Source organism: Ehrlichia ruminantium str. Welgevonden, from assembly GCF_000026005.1.
GTDB lineage: Bacteria > Pseudomonadota > Alphaproteobacteria > Rickettsiales > Anaplasmataceae > Ehrlichia > Ehrlichia ruminantium.
Genome location: NC_005295.2, coordinates 160201 through 177385, shown reverse-complemented (window position 1 = coordinate 177385; position 17185 = coordinate 160201). Strand labels below are relative to the sequence as shown.

10 protein-coding genes and 1 tRNA gene are annotated in these 17185 nt (G+C 28.1%); 10 read left to right on the top strand and 1 reads right to left on the bottom strand.

Annotation, left to right across the window (positions count from 1 at the left end):
• Positions 1-145: 145 nt before the first annotated feature.
• Entirely contained in the window at positions 146-1573 is a 1428-nt protein-coding gene (gene tldD, locus ERUM_RS00565; protein ID WP_011154784.1) for a metalloprotease TldD, read from the bottom strand.
• 70 nt (positions 1574-1643) lie between these two features.
• Between tldD and ERUM_RS00560 the strand changes: the two genes are divergently transcribed.
• The 10 genes from ERUM_RS00560 to ERUM_RS00520 all read left to right on the top strand — a co-directional run bounded on the left by ERUM_RS00560 (position 1644) and on the right by ERUM_RS00520 (position 17160).
• Positions 1644-1731, top strand: a tRNA-Leu gene (locus ERUM_RS00560).
• Between the two features lie 29 nt (positions 1732-1760).
• The gene (locus tag ERUM_RS00555; RefSeq protein WP_011154783.1) at positions 1761-3584 is read left to right on the top strand and encodes a hypothetical protein; all 1824 of its coding nucleotides are present in this window, start codon (positions 1761-1763) and stop codon (positions 3582-3584) included.
• Between the two features lie 1307 nt (positions 3585-4891).
• The gene (locus ERUM_RS00550; RefSeq protein ID WP_011154782.1) at positions 4892-5890 is read left to right on the top strand and encodes a pyruvate dehydrogenase complex E1 component subunit beta; all 999 of its coding nucleotides are present in this window, start codon (positions 4892-4894) and stop codon (positions 5888-5890) included.
• A gap of 1868 nt (positions 5891-7758) precedes the next feature.
• Positions 7759-8193: a CopD family protein gene (locus ERUM_RS00545; RefSeq protein WP_044148706.1), complete on the top strand. Its 435-nt coding sequence runs from the start codon at positions 7759-7761 to the stop codon at positions 8191-8193.
• 90 nt (positions 8194-8283) lie between these two features.
• On the top strand, positions 8284-8865 hold the full coding sequence (locus ERUM_RS00540; protein ID WP_011154780.1) for a thioredoxin family protein: 582 nt from the start codon (positions 8284-8286) through the stop codon (positions 8863-8865).
• Positions 8866-8878: 13 nt separating this feature from the next.
• Complete coding sequence (locus ERUM_RS00535; protein ID WP_011154779.1) at positions 8879-10588, top strand: monovalent cation:proton antiporter-2 (CPA2) family protein; 1710 nt, start codon at positions 8879-8881, stop codon at positions 10586-10588.
• A 1930-nt stretch (positions 10589-12518) separates the two neighbouring features.
• A complete protein-coding gene (dapE, locus tag ERUM_RS00530; RefSeq protein WP_011154778.1) occupies positions 12519-13670 on the top strand; it encodes a succinyl-diaminopimelate desuccinylase in 1152 nt (383 codons plus the stop codon).
• On the top strand, positions 13671-14363 hold the full coding sequence (locus ERUM_RS00525; RefSeq protein ID WP_011154777.1) for a ComF family protein: 693 nt from the start codon (positions 13671-13673) through the stop codon (positions 14361-14363).
• Between the two features lie 372 nt (positions 14364-14735).
• Complete coding sequence (locus ERUM_RS05140; protein WP_162009506.1) at positions 14736-14912, top strand: hypothetical protein; 177 nt, start codon at positions 14736-14738, stop codon at positions 14910-14912.
• A gap of 1621 nt (positions 14913-16533) precedes the next feature.
• Positions 16534-17160: a 50S ribosomal protein L25/general stress protein Ctc gene (locus tag ERUM_RS00520; protein WP_011154776.1), complete on the top strand. Its 627-nt coding sequence runs from the start codon at positions 16534-16536 to the stop codon at positions 17158-17160.
• The last annotated feature ends 25 nt before the right edge of the window (positions 17161-17185 follow it).

Here is a 17185-nt window from a genome sequence, read left to right as displayed (position 1 = left end):
ATCAACAACATAAGCCAAAAATACATATACACCCTTCCTATGTTAAGCAGTCTTTATAACTCAAAAACATAAACCTACTAACACACTCTTTCCAGCTTAAATGCTCGTACTATAAGTACAATTTACTTGCAATATTTCATTGAAGTCAAATTTTAGTTCCACCAACAACAATACTATCTATTTTAAGAGTTGGTTGACCTACACCAACAGGTACGTCTTGCCCATTCTTAGAACAAGTGCCAACTCCAGGATCAAGCTTTAAATCATTTCCAATCATTGATACCTTAGTAAGAACATCAGGACCATTACCTATAATAGTAGCACCTTTAATAGGAGATGTAACTTTCCCATCTTCTATTAAGTAGCTTTCAGAAGCTGAAAAAACAAATTTACCAGATGTAATATCTACCTGACCACCAGCAAAATTCACAGCATAAATTCCTTTCTTCACACTAGCAATGATTTCATTTGGATCATACTCTCCTGGCAACATATAGGTATTTGTCATACGTGGCATAACTACATCTTGATAACTTTGTCTACGAGCATTACCAGTAGAAGAAGTACCCATAAGATGAGCATTCATTTTATCCTGCATATAACCAACTAGAATCCCATTTTCTATCAACACATTATAACCTGAAGGTACACCTTCGTCATCTATATTAAGAGATCCACGACATCCTAACATAGTTCCATCATCAACAACAGTTACTCCATTAGCTGCTACTTTCTTTCCTATAGAATCGGAAAAAGCAGATACTTTCTTCCTGTTAAAATCTCCTTCTAATCCATGACCTACAGCTTCATGTAACAGAACTCCAGGCCATCCAGGACCTAAGACAACCGTCATTTCACCAGCAGGAGCATCAATAGACTCTAAATTGACTAACGCTTGACGCAATGCCTCATCAGCTACTACCTGCCATTTATTATCTCCAATAAATTCTTCATATGACGCTCTACCACCATAACCAGAAACACCACTTTCTTTTCTTCCATTTTTTTCTAGAATAACACATACATTAAACTTAACAAGAGGTCTAACATCATTTACCTTACTTCCATCAGGTAATATAAGTTGTACTACTTGCCATTGGCCATTAAGAGAAGTTTTAATTTGTTTAATATATGGACTTTTACTACGTAAATAAGCATCAACCTTCTGTAAAATTTGAACTTTAATATCAAATGTCATATCTTGCAGAGGATTAATATTTGGATATAAAAGTCGTTTCGGTGGAGTTAAACTAACAGTACTGCTATTCCCATTACTATTAATTGACCTTACTAATGCTGCAGCTTTAGCAATTGCTTGTTCTGTAATCTCAGAAGAAGATACAAAAGCTGTTAATTCATTACAAAAAGACCTTAATCCAAATCCTTGATATGAATTAAAATCTGCATACTTAAGAATAGTATCCTCAAAACCCAAAGCTTCTGAAACACACATCTCTAAAAACAATTCCCCACCATCAGCTATATGCAAACAATCAGTAACAATTTTATTTAAGCGATTTTCGTCTATTTGATTACATGTAAAAAACATACTTGCTATATCAGATGAATTCATAAGTTATAATAGGTAATTTGACAAGGTTCTCATTTTACAGTACAATTGACAGTAGATCAACCAATTATATGCCCGAATGGCGGAATTTGGTAGACGCGCTAGCTTCAGGTGTTAGTAATAAATAAGATATTGTGGAAGTTCAAGTCTTCTTTCGGGCACTTATTGCAATTAAACCATTCTATACACTATGTTAGACAGTAACAACAAACACATCACTCTCCTAGATGATAGCACAGCTATTATCAACTTCTGCAAAGCTATCTTACCAACATGTACACATATTGTAACACATGATACTGAAGCAGCAGAGCCAACTATATGTTATACATTAACTTACAATAATACTAATGATATATCTATAGACTCTATAACTGAAGCCATATGTACTTTTTTAAAATTTCATATTTGTCAGAACTTTATTTTCTCTGATTATGATACACCATACACTAGTGAACTTGCATTATCAAATAGGATTACACAATTAAAAATAAGTCTTAATGACATAGACAGTATCACCATTGATCCAAGTAAAGTCTTACAGATATTGTCTTTACCTTTAGTCACCATTATCTCACCACTTACACACACATTAAAAACATTTATATCATCTTTGTTAAATACACGTTCAATAGCAGGTGATATTCCCTTAAATATATCCTGTAAAGTACTACTTAAAAATCAAATTTACACAACACAACTAAAAAAAGTCCTAGAAACTAACGAACCATTAACCAAAACAGCAGTAAGCTTTTATCATATTTTAAAGATTTACAAAGAATTATTTATAACCAATTTGGCAGATCGAACAGGACATTTTGATCTTAACATATTCAATATTAATACCACTTACCAAACACTAACTCCCCAGGTTGCACTTGGTATAATAAAATCACTTCCAAGCCAACCTACTAACACACCTACACCTATTAAGAAACATTTTTTTAGAGCTATATCTGAAACATGCTTATTATCTGAAGCAGTAGGGATAGAAATATATAAGATTAATCCTCAAATATTATCACAACTCCCTAACCTTACAGAAAATGCTTTCCAGTATCAACATTACTATAATGCTGCGCAGTACACAGTAACTTACCAATTACTCTGTGGTGACTTAGACAACATCACTACCTGTAATCAACTATATAATTACATATATTTTTGTATAATATTACACAACTCAGACAATATAAAACTATCGCTTGAGTTCTCATTAAAGGATGAATTTATAGAAGATGCAGATAATTACACAACACATTATTCATATGATGTTGACATTAATACTAGTATAAAAGTAATAATATCAAGTATATACTTTCAGAATAAGAAATTAACACAATTTAGAAAATTTTTAGAACAAAACATATTACCACCTGAAAACATAGCTCAGGAAGTTTTGCAAAAATACAATATAAGCATCCAAGCACAAGTAATAAATAACATATCACAAGAAATTACAACATTATTAAGTGACAGCGCAGCATTACTTGAAACACATACTACAGATCCCATAATAATAGAAAAGCACACATCAGCATCTAACTCTAGCATACCATTGTCAACAGAAGAACATGTTATCCATGATAGCAAATCACTTCAAGACGAATTATCTATACAACATACAAAAACTTCACGTACAACATTTACAGAACCTATTACACATATACCACAACCATCATATCGTAGAAAACGATCTAAAGTAGGTTACTATCAAAAACATATTCACAATATAATAAGTAGTAAAACACAAAAAAATAAAGTTTTTGTTTCTTGTATAGTAACAATAGCTATAATAAGCATTGTCGTATATTACTCAATAGCAGAAACATTACTTAATCATATTCCAGATATTACAAAAATTAACTTAGTTGTTATTGGTGGTATATTTAGTTTCACTACCATAGCAATAATAGGAAGTACATTATATAACCATATTGGTATAGTTCGCCCATCTACCAATACTGAAAATGCAAATTTATCAATTAGTATTTCTACTCCATACATTAATTAAACTATGATTTAGATATAGAAAATATAATCACAAGCTTATGTACTTATATTACTTGTAATATTAAAAACACTAACCTAATGCTATATTAGCAAAACAAACATCTTATTAATTCCCAATTATAAGGCACTTTGATTATATTTTTTCCCTCAGTAAACAATACTACAATTCTCATCAAGCAATAAATTTAAAAATAAAAATTAAATAATAAGTTAGTCATAAAAGACTAATATCAGATAGTACTTTAGTTGCCAATCACATGGTCACATTTCCTAACTTTTCCAACTATTATTTATATACTTTTAAGTTTTAATATCATTTATACATACAGATTTTTACACATTACAAAAACAAATACCTATTTAGTAAATTACAGGAATATCAATTCTAATATTTTACATATACAAACAATAAAATACCTTACATTAGTATTAGTTTCCATACATTAAAAAATAAGAATTTTCAAATGTAATGCACATTCTCAAGCATGCCACTGATAACCTATACAGACTTAAGAGTTATACTATTCATAAAGTTGCTAATACATTACTTAACATTTATTCACTCTCAAATTTAAAATATAAATATCTAATTATATGTACCCTACATTTTTAATGTACCACCTAACCCATACTACTAAAAATAAACATCACACATAAATGTTACATAATTTATACACTCAATTAAGAATATGAATTTTTAACATATGTATCACACTTTTAAATATATAACTTCTCACACTACAGACACTAAAAGCAGATACTTTATCTATCCTTATTAATTACAGTAAAATTATTTCTATATAAAGTCTTTTCAATTGTTAAGCATACATAAAAATAAATCACATTCATCCAGATAGAAAACTTATACCTTCTGTTGATTACACATTAAATAATGTAAATATTAGTAGTAATTTTTAACTATATTATCATACTTAAGCACACCATATAACTAAACTACTTGTACTACAGCTTGAATAATTAATACAAATTTTCATAAATTTTATTAATTAAAATATATACCCACAATAGAAACTGCACAACACTGTTTCTTTATTACAACTCCATTTCTTTATTTATCACATTTTAGTAAATTAAAGTAATTAAGATAAATTCGACTAGACTATTCTATATTCTTGACTTATACAGATTTTAATACTCAAGTTCTAAAAAATATTATTCCATAAATAATTAAGTTAAATATTCTATTATTAACAATACCTTAGTAATATTAAACATGATGCAAATCTATTTGCATGTATTTATATTTCTTACATATAATTAGCAAAATTAACCGTAAGGTACTTAAATATGAAAAATCTAACCGTACGAGAAGCATTATGTGCAGCAATACGTGAAGAAATGGAACGTGACCATACAGTATTAATAATGGGAGAAGAAGTAGGCGAATATCAAGGAGCATATAAGGTAACTCAGGGGTTACTTGAACAATTTGGTCCTGATAGAGTTATAGATACACCTATAACTGAACATGGATTTGCAGGGATTGGAATAGGAGCTGCATTTTCTGGTTTAAGACCTATAGTTGAGTTTATGACATTCAACTTTGCTATGCAAGCAATTGATCAGATTATTAACTCTGCAGCAAAAACTAGCTATATGTCTGGTGGACAACTTAGCTGTCCTATTGTATTTAGAGGCCCAAACGGAGCAGCAGCAAGAGTGGGTGCACAACATTCCCAATGCTATGCATCATGGTATGCACACATCCCTGGATTGAAAGTAATTGCACCATATTTCGCAGCAGATTGTAAGGGGTTATTAAAAGCAGCAATCAGAGATCCAAACCCCATTATATTTCTTGAAAATGAAATTACATATGGACATACACATGAAGTACCAGATGCAGTATTAACTAAAGATTATATATCAGAAATAGGTAAAGCAGCTATTGTTAAAGAAGGTACGGATATTACAATCACAGCATTTTCTCTACAAGTAAAGTCTGCATTAGAAGCAGCTGAACTTCTTGAAAAGGAAGGTATAAATGCAGAAGTTATAGATTTAAGAACTTTACGCCCCCTTGACGTAGAGCAAATATTAAACTCCATAAAGAAGACAAATAGAATCATCAGTATAGAAGAAGGATGGCCATATTCTGGTATAGGATCTGAGATTGCTGCATTAACCATGGAGCATGCCTTTGATTACTTAGATGCTCCAATGATCAGAATCACAGCAAAAGATATTCCTCTACCTTATGCAGCAAATCTTGAAAAACTAGCCTTACCACAAATTCAAGATATATTAGAAGCAGCACGTACTTTATGTATTCGTAATTATAAGTAATGCTACAATACACTTGTAACATATGTAAATTTATCAGCCTTTCTTACCCATAGCTAAAGACATTTCATATGGGTAATTTTTCATCAAGTTGTAACACTATTACTTGAGAAGTCATACTGCACATAAAATAAATATCAGTATCACTTCAGTTAATATTTCATCACCTAAACAAAAAATTAATTATTACGACACCTATAAATAACACATATTTCTTTTAACATAAGATGCTAAACACATACCTTTACTATAAATTTCATCTTTACACTAATAAAGGATTTGCATCATAATGTACATCACCAGCACTAATATGACCTGTACCAGAAGATCTAGAACTACTAGTACATTCACCATTAGTCAAGATATCTCTTGAAAATTGAAAATGTATATCTTTTTCAGATTTTTGACATTTTCTTATACTACAATAACATAGCTTTTACCAATTTTTTTATTATATAAAACCTTCCACAAAAAATCTCATATAATTATTATTGATCATGATTCTATACATTCAGTAATACAGATAACTAAATACACATTACTACTAATCAAGATTTATATATAAATGTACAATCAAGAGATTATTATATATACAAATAGGAACCTTAAATTTAATCAGCTGAATGCTAGTATTTTTGATATATCACTATAAACTGAATAAGAAAATTAAATTAATAAAGTACTATTCCTATATAATGACAAATACCTTAATATAGCATTAATTGATGTATGATGATAAACTAAGTACAAAATTACCAAGCCCATATTCTTATTACATAAAAACAAGTATTATGAAGTACAATTCATTATTACTTTCACAATAGAAATACGGAAACATATCCCACTATATTGCCGTAAATATCCTGCACATAAACATACAATTACAGAAGAAAACCCTCGATGCATATTCTTCCTAGATTAATCCCATATTTGAATATCATTACAAAAATCTTATCACATCTAATAACCAGGTTATTGTTGTAGTATGTACAATTGAAAAACATTTTTTAACAATACTCAATTAACACAAATAAAGTGCTTTTATAATTTACACTATAAATATTCTCACATTGCAATTACATTACTATACAATCAATACTCATGATTTCATATATACACTTCATTGTAATACAAATTTTATATCACAATTACTATTACAAGATGACTTTCTATAATAACTATTATGCTTGATCCTATTTAATAAATGATCAGGATAAACTTACAGTATGTTCTTCACAATCAATATAGACAATTATATACAAATTGTTATAAAAATTACTAGATACATACTTAATTTACAGTAATCACATAATTAATATTTTACTGATTCAACTATCATAAATATCAGATTAGTGAATGAAACATTAGCTTAACTTTTTTAGGATTGATTATACGTATTATACATCAATCTTTCTCTGTAAATTACATTACAGGTACTACAAACACTCATGATAAAATCTCTAATCTAGACCTTAGTTGTAACACTTTGTTCTATCAATATTTTTAGTATCCATAGCCAATAAACCTAGTACCAGTTTTATTTAAAAGCTACATTCCTATTAACTATAACAGTTTAACATTAACGTGTGTTCTAGTACACATTCCCATAAATAAAATACATTTTTTATAAAAAATTAATTATCGAACAATAGCAAATATACATCTAGTATATATTCATAATAACTTAACCTATAAGTTTTATCAGAACACATTCTCTTATAAGTTGTAAACAGTTAAATACCAGTATATTCTTGAAAGTAAAACTGTTAATTCTACAAAAGACTAATTATTTAGATAATAAAAAATTATACTTATGGGTGTTTTTATTATATAATTTCATGAAATATTTGTTAGATAAGGTGGGTTATACAATGATAGATTATGAACATTGGGTAGAAGCATTTCACATAATATCAGTAATTATGTGGATGGCAGGGATGCTTTATTTACCTAGGTTATATGTATATCATGCGCAAGTAGGACACGATTCTGATAGCTATATAATTTTTAACACTATGGAGAAAAAATTACTCCTATATATAACCACTCCAGCAATGGTGTCCAGTATAATATTTGGAGCAATTCTATCTATAATGACAGGAGCCCATCATTTTATATGGTTTAAAATAAAACTTACATGTGTCATATTAATGTGTATTATTTACACAATACTATATAAACATAGAAAAGATTTTTTAATAAAGAATAATACACAATCTGTACTATATTTTAAATTCATTAATGAATTAATAACATTATTAATAACAATTATAGTAATTATGGTAGTAGTGAAACCTTTCTTGTAGTTACTTATTATTTGACTTTAATGCATTGTGCTCTAGAATTAGAGTACTGTGGTAGTAGTTTGTTACTTGATAAGATTGAAGAGGTACAGAATGGTAGCGCTTAATACTCCTCCAATAAAAAAAGGGTTCACTGCAATAGATTTTTCACTAAAATCTGTAGATGGCAAGTTGTATAATCTTAGCAATTGTCATAAAGGTGTTAGTTTATTAATTATGTTTATATGTAACCATTGTCCATATGTTAAAGCAATAATAAAAAATTTAGTATATGATATAAATACATTAAAAAGTGTTTATAATATGTACGCTGTAGCAATCATGCCAAATGATACTATATCTTATCCAGAAGATTCATATAACAATATGATAAAGTTTGCACAGGAACATAATATAAATTTTCCATATCTAATAGACGAAGACCAAACAGTAGCTTCAAGCTATGGTGCTGTATGTACACCTGATTTTTTTGGATTCAATAACAAATTAGAACTATGTTACAGAGGAAGGTTCGATGCCTCAGGAATGAATCAAGTAAATAGTAAGCAGGAAGATAGAGATTTATTTAATGCTATGAAGTTTATTTCAGATACAGGTATGGTACCTGAAAATCAAAAACCAAGTATTGGGTGCTCCATAAAATGGAAATCAAAAAATTACAGTTTTTCTTCTTAATTATAGATCTATTATGCATGATTCTAAGTATTTATTGGATATAATTACACTTCTTTCAGCTGCTATACTAATAGTTGTTCTATTCTGGAAACTAAATATCAGTCCTGTATTAGGGTACTTCGTTGCTGGAACTCTTATCGGTGCTCATGGCTTAAATTTAGTAGAATCATCTGTAATAATACAGAACTTAGGTGAATTTGGAGTGGTTTTCCTCTTGTTCTTAATAGGAATTGAGTTGACATTTGAAAGATTGATTGCAATGCGACTGCATGTATTTGGTTTCGGTACACTACAAGTTATAGTTACAACACTAGCCATATGGTATATTGCAAACAAGTTTGGCATAGATTCCAAAGGATCTATAATAATCGGAGGAGCATTAGCATTATCCTCAACAGCTATTGTACTACAAGTATTACAAGAAAAAGGCTGCCAATCAACACAAGTAGGAAGGCTTTCAATTGCTATCCTGCTATTACAAGACCTTGCAGTAGTCCCATTAATTGTACTTCTTCCGCTACTAAGTGGAGAATCCCATCACAGTATTCCTATATCATTATTATACTCTTTTATAAAAGCAGCTGTTGCGTTGACTTTAATTTTTATTACAGGTAGGTTATTATTAAGGCCACTTTTTAACACCATTGCAGCAATAAAAAGTAGTGAGATTTTTATAGCAACCACATTGTTAATTGTTTTAGGATCAGCATTTATTACAGAAAATTTTAACTTATCAATGGCACTTGGTGCATTTGTTTCAGGACTCCTTGTTGCAGAAACTGAATACAGGCATGACGTAGAACAAGTAGTACTTCCATTTAAAAAGCTGTTATTAGGCCTATTTTTTATGACAGTAGGAATGTCAATTGACATTAAGTTTGTAGTAAATAAATTACCAATAATAGGTTTGATTTCTTTCTCTTTAATAACATTAAAATCACTCATCATTTTTATATTATGTAGGTTTTTCAAATTTCACGTAGCTGCAGCCATACAAGCAGGATTATTACTTTCACAAGGCGGCGAATTTGCTTTTATCTTATTTGGCCTTGCAGCAGAAAAGAATGTATTACCAAGTGATTTAGCACAAACTCTAATGATGATCACAACTGTAACAATGGCTTTTACTCCACCATTAGCAGCACTTGGTGATTGGATAGCAAAATTAATCACAAAAAAGAAAATATCTCTCAATTCTCAAGAACTTACTTTAGACACAAAAGACCTTGATCAACACGTGATAGTTGTAGGATTTGGAAGAGTAGGACGTATGGTTGCTAAAGTGCTAGTAGCAGAACATGTAAATTACATTGCATCTGACATACAACCAAAAACAGTAAAAGATGGAAGAGATGCAGGTTTTCCAGTATACCTTGGCGATTTAACAAAATTAGCAACTTTAGAGTCTATGGCAATATCACGAGCTAAAATGATAATCATAGCAATCAATAATGAGGTCACTATCAAAAAGATTATATCTTTAGTTGCTCAACGCTTCCCAAATATCATAATCATTGTCAGGTTACCTGATTTAAATAATGCAGAAGTATATAAAGAACTTGGTGCACATTATTTAATTCCTGAAACATATGAAGTTGGATTACAATTAGGTGCAATAGCGTTAAGCAACACTGGGTTCAGCAATCATGCCATTTCTTTACTAAAAGACAGGTTTAGAACAGTAAATTACGCTGCAGTAAAAAACAAAGAAGCAAATGAGTAAACTATTTTTTATAATTGTTATAAGTTGATTTAACATTAAAGAAAAGTATTGCTGTTTTGAATATTGATAACAATAAAATCCTCTAATAAAACAAATGTAACCTATAATTTTATTACAGAATGTGCTAATTAGCATAGTTACAAGGTGTTGTAAGAAGATTTACTTTAACAATATTGATATCATAATTTCTATAACACATTTAAATATTGATGATAATAAATAAAATCCACCAATAAAACAAACATAACCGTGTAATTTTACTAGAGAATGTACTAATCAAATTAATATGGTTTAAGAGTATGTAAGAAAATTTATTTTAACAATACTGATATAATAATTTCTATAACACATTTAAATATTGATGATAATAAATAAAATCCACCAATAAAACAAACATAACCGTGTAATTTTACTACAGAATGTGCTAATAAAATTAGCATAGTTTAACAGGGTATAAGAAGACTTATTTTAACAATACTGATATCATAATTTCTATAACACATTTAAATATTGATGATAAATAAAATTTACCAATAAAACAAATATAACAGTGTAATTTTACTATAGAGTGTACTGATCAAATCAATATGGTTTAAGAGTATGTAAGAAAATTTATTTTAACAATACTGATATAATAATTCCAATAACATAAAGTATGCTGTAATAAAAACAAAAATAATTTATTTAAGATAGTTATTTATATCATTCTATAACTCAAAGCCAATATGTGTTTCTAACATTAATTACTAAATAAGTTCTATTAAAGGTAACAGCAATTTACATAAGCTCCAAATCCATCATCAGAATATTGATTTTCAATAATAATCTGATCGTGATAAAATGACACTTTAGCACCATAAATTCAGTAAGTTGTTATTGTTAAATGAAGTAATAGAAATTCTTTATTTTCAACATTTATTATGCATAAATTCTTGTCTAATAATAAACTCAATTCAACAGTATAAAACCCATATGATTTATTAAATACATTATTCTGAGATCAATTATGACAGTAATACAAGAAGTTTAATAAAGTAATCATGTCTTATAAAATATAAAAAAATCTGATAATAATCTACTGACCATAGTTATATTTATTGATTCATTCACTATTAAGTCTTAAAATTTAATTACTACTAGATTCTTAAAATGTAATAATGGTGTACACAAAACCTAAATTTACTATCAGAATATTGGTTGTTTAAATAATAACATGATAAACTCAACAACACTTAGAAAATTATTATTACCATTGAATATTACTAGACTGATTATATTAAGATAGAAATTCTTTTACTACACACATCAATAAAATTCTGTCATTATTAAGTCATACAACTTTTTATAATTCTAACTCACTACAAAAACAGTAAGTATCAACCTCGACAATTATAATCACTTGATTTTGAATAATATACATGTACAAAATATGCTGTATAAAAATTAACAAATAACTTATACATTATTGAGTATTACCTTTTTATTCAATTGTCATAAACACTTTGTACTTTTTAGAAACATTATATGAATACATTGAGATAATGTAGTTTTTTTATATAAGAAACCTGCATATTAAGTTATATAAAGGCCATAATGATATTACATAGTCCAGAATTACTAGAACATCTATTTCAAACAAAACATTACATGGTTATTAATAACAATCCATTGGTTATGTTGAAATACTGGATTTAGCAAACTACCCAATTTACTTAATAACTAAATATTATTAAACTAATTCTCTTAGCAAAACGTGACTACATATTCAAGAAATAAATACATCATGTTATCACCAATAAAATATAAAATTTAGTAATATAACAATTTTTATTTCATCTAAATTCATTATAATTGTACTACATTACCAATCTTGACAACCATTAGAAATTATACCATAGTAAATTATTAATATTATATTTTATTATTACCTATGGTTATTGATCCAGTTACATTATCACAAGAATTAATATCATTCCCTAGTATTACACCAACAGATAATGGTGCAATAAGTTTTCTATCAGATATATTATCACAATATGGTTTTACATGTCATATTCTAGATTTTGGTGATGATACGGTTACAGTACGTAACTTGTACGCATACCGAGGAACAGAAGAAGGTCCAAACCTATGTTTTGCTGGACATACAGATGTAGTAAAAACTGGGGATTTAACAAAATGGAAATTTGATCCTTTTTCTGGTCATATAGAAGATGATATCTTATATGGCCGTGGTGCTGTTGATATGAAATCAGCAATATGTGCATTTATAGCAGCAGTATCTAGGATAAATTTCAATGAAGTTCCAGGTTCCATTAGTTTCCTGATTTCTGGAGATGAAGAAGGAGACCATTTTCAATATGGTACACCATCAGTATTAAAATGGTTAAATGAAAATAATCATAAAATAGATTACTGTATAATTGGAGAACCAACTAGCAAGTCGTTCCTTGGAGACACAATAAAAGTAGGCCGTAGAGGTTCTGTACACTTTAAAATAATATGCAATGGCATACAGGGACATGTTGCATATCCACATTTTGCAGAAAATCCAATAGATAATATGGTGAGCATTCTTTATAAAATATGTAATACAACATTTGATACTGGAAATGAGTATTTTCAACCATCAAATTGTGAAATTGTATCAGTTGACACTGGAAATACATCAAAAAATGTAATTCCAGATACAATAGTTGCACACATTAATATCAGGTATAATAATATACATACCGCTGAATCACTATTTGACATTATTAATAATATTTGTGCTCAAGTAACACCAAAATATCAATTACTACAGTCAGTAAGTGGTGAACCATTTTTTAATCAGCCTAATCAATATTCTGATATGTTATCTTCAGCTATAAAAAAAGTAACAGGACAAGATGCAATAGCAAGTACATCTGGTGGTGTTTCAGATTCAAGATTTATAAAAAATGTTTGTCCTGTAATTGAATTTGGCTTAAAGAATGAAACAGCACATAAAATTGACGAGCATGTGCCTGTAAAAGAAATTTATCAGTTAGCTGATATATATACAGAATTCATTAAGCAATTCTTTAATTTATCAACAACATAAGTGTTTAGTAAAATTATAAATCATATTTTCCCTAAAACATGTGCAGGCTGTGAGTGTATTATCCCTGAATGTTGTGATTTATGTAGCATATGCAGTAATAACATAGACTTTCTACATGGAAACTATTGTATCTCTTGTGGTTTCAAGCTTTCAGAAGGGATATCAATATGTGGAAAATGTATAGCTAATAAACCAATGTTCACAAAATTAGAATCTATATTTTCATACGATAAGTATAGTAAAAATATAATTTTAAACTTTAAGTTTTTTGATAACACATTACACATTAAAACTTATGCAAAGTGGATGTATAATAAAAACCCATCTTTATTTAACAATGTAACTACTATTATACCAGTACCAATACATAAAAAAAGGTTACGCCAAAGAAAATATAATCAAGCTACATTACTTGCCAGAGCTTTAAGTAAATATTGCAACATACCTTTAGAAATTTCCGTACTAGTAAGAATTATAAATACAATACCACAATACAGTCTATCTAGTAAAATGAGAAAGGAAAACATAATGCAATCTTTTATAATAAAAAACCAACACAGGATTTATAATAAAACAATATTACTTGTAGATGATGTGGTTACAACCGGCATTACAGTTAGAACATGCTCTCAAAAACTTATCGAATCAGGAGCAAAAGAAATACGAGTTATTACATTAGGCAGAACATTATAAAATAGCACTATACATATCTATCTAAAAATACTCATCAAATTTACAAAAATTTTCTATAAATAAATTTCATCATTAAAAAAAATGATATTACAATAAATAACCTACCCTAAAACTTTACACTACAATTATCACCTTACAGATTCCAGAAAATAGTATAACAACAAATAAATTATCAAATGTAACATTAAATAAGCAAGCTATTTATTAATACAACTCTCTAATCAGATACCTTATCCTTTGATAATTTAAATTACACTTGATATCAGAATCAGAAGCTATACAAAAAAATACAATTCAACATAGTCACAATTAAGCAGCACAAAATTCAAAAAAATCTATAATCCTACATACAACAAATTCTTAAAATACAAAATGCACGATAAGATTCAAATTTTAATATCTATCAAAGATGGATACAATAAGTCAAGCAAACTCAACAAAATTGCGTTACTATTAAATAGTCTTCCTACTAAAAATTACCAAGATATAAACAAAATTGTAACTATCAATAACACTTCCAATAAACTAGTTGATAAGCTCTTCTCCTAAACTTCTGGTACATCATGTATATAAGCAGAAAAAAACATTTTGACTTTTATGTAAGTTTTAATTGTATATATGCATCTCATAGTTATTATAAGCAATATTTTTCACAATATAATGTTATAAACAATTACTACTTCATTTTCAGTATCTGGATAAATTAATAACATGAGTAATATATTTGCCTATAGTATATAGTCACAAAAGTGTACAGAATAAGTAGTAGTGAGGTATCTATAAAGTAACAACATACTATGTTTTGATAATTTACATGATTCAATCTAAAAATCACTATTAAACATCTCTATTAATAATGAAATTATAGATTAAAAATATTTCTTACTGTCAATAATAATACTAGATTGTTCTTCATATAACATATAAATGAAAGCATAATAAATACTACATCTATAGAAAGATATTTTTAATGTATGATACATAGATTTCCTAACTTAAATACTGAAAACACTATTTATGGAATAAAATCATCAATAGATATAGACTAACTACTACTACCATTATTACAGGTAATAATATAAACTATCTTACTTATATCAGGTATCATATTATTTAATTAAGCTTGTCAAATACAATAAATATAAATCATCTATAATTTTCCTTAATAGTCCTGATAGTATAAATAAATTTGTGGTGACTATTTTTAGTTTATAAATAGGTATATTAGTCATTTAAACTTTTTACTACGCCATTTGCAGAAAAAAACATATTTATCTATAACAGGAAACACACTCTTACATTTATTACAATCTCAGCAATATTTTTTAATGTAAACCAAATATATATAATTTTCACTTATTACTTTCGTAAATTAGGTATATTAACTATTTAAACTTTTTACTACGCCATTTGCAAAAAAAAACATATTTATCTATAACAAGAAACAGACTCTTACATTTTTTACAATCTAAGTAATATTTTTTAATGTAAACCAAATATATATAATTTTCACTTATTACTTTCGTAAATTAGGTATATTAACTATTTAAACTTTCTACTACGCCATTTGCAAAAAAACATATCTTATCTATAATAGGAAACAGACTCTTACATTTTTTACAATCTAAGTAATATTTTTTAATGTAAACCAAATATATATAATTTTCACTTATTACTTTCGTAAATTAGGTATATTAACTATTTAAACTTTCTACTATGCCATTTGCAAAAAAACATATCTTATCTATAATAGGAAACAGATCATTACATTTATTACAATCTAAGCAATATTTTTTAACGTAAACCAAATATATATAATTTTCACTTATTACTTTCGTAAATTAGGTATATTAACTATTTAAACTTTCTACTACGCCATTTGCAAAAAAAAACATATTTATCTATAATAGAAAACAGACTCTTACATTTATTATAATCTAAGCAATATTTTTTAATGTAAACCAAATATATATAATTTTCACTTATTATTTCACAAATAGGTATATTAACTATCTAAATTTTCTATCACATCATTGTAAATAAAACATGATCTTATCTATGACACGTGAAGAAGTTGATACCTAAAATTTTATATTGCAATCTAATCTTAATATGGTAAGAATATAAGATTCAGGAGATGCAATCAGGGAAAATTTTCAAAGGGCGTTTAATGACAGATCAAACTATAGTAAAAATGAATGCAGAACTAAGGAATAGTGTAGGAACTGGTCCTTCTCGTACTTTAAGGCGTAATGGTGCAATACCAGCAGTAGTCTACGGAAAACATCGCAGTCCACTAAGTATATATTTGTCTGACAGGGAATTCTTAAGCAAATATAGGTCTGCTGCACTGTCAACCCATTTAATTGAGTTAGAAATAGGTGAAAAGAAAGAATACGTTCTGATGCGTGATATACAAAAACATCCAGTAACTGATAGAATACAACATGTTGATTTTCAGTTTATCGATCACGGAACAGAAATAAAAATAGAGGTACCATTAGTATTTGTTAACGAACAAAGATGCGTAGGTGTTAAGAAAGGAGGAGTATTAAATATTCTGCATCGTACATTACACATCAAATGTTTACCTAATGCTATATTGCAAAGTATAGAAGTAGATTTAGCCAATCTAACTATAGGACATTCTATACACGTAAGTGATTTAAACCTTCCTTCTGAGGTGACTGTTGTAATGAAAGAACATAATCCAACATTAGTAACTATCTCTGGTACAAGTTCTGACCAAGATACTAGTGGAGGAGAATCTTCAGGTACCACAACATCAGAAGATTAATAGTTTTTTTATTATCAGTTTTTCC

Bases quoted from the DNA above. Each gene is read 5' to 3' on its own strand.
- ERUM_RS00520 (WP_011154776.1), top strand. From the start codon at position 16,534: ATGACAGATCAAACTATAGTAAAAATGAATGCAGAACTAAGGAATAGT.
- ERUM_RS00540 (WP_011154780.1), top strand. From the start codon at position 8,284: ATGGTAGCGCTTAATACTCCTCCAATAAAAAAAGGGTTCACTGCAATA.
- ERUM_RS00535 (WP_011154779.1), top strand. From the start codon at position 8,879: ATGCATGATTCTAAGTATTTATTGGATATAATTACACTTCTTTCAGCT.
- ERUM_RS05140 (WP_162009506.1), top strand. From the start codon at position 14,736: ATGCACGATAAGATTCAAATTTTAATATCTATCAAAGATGGATACAAT.
- tldD (WP_011154784.1), bottom strand. From the start codon at position 1,573: ATGAATTCATCTGATATAGCAAGTATGTTTTTTACATGTAATCAAATA.
- ERUM_RS00545 (WP_044148706.1), top strand. From the start codon at position 7,759: ATGATAGATTATGAACATTGGGTAGAAGCATTTCACATAATATCAGTA.
- ERUM_RS00555 (WP_011154783.1), top strand. From the start codon at position 1,761: ATGTTAGACAGTAACAACAAACACATCACTCTCCTAGATGATAGCACA.
- dapE (WP_011154778.1), top strand. From the start codon at position 12,519: ATGGTTATTGATCCAGTTACATTATCACAAGAATTAATATCATTCCCT.
- ERUM_RS00550 (WP_011154782.1), top strand. From the start codon at position 4,892: ATGAAAAATCTAACCGTACGAGAAGCATTATGTGCAGCAATACGTGAA.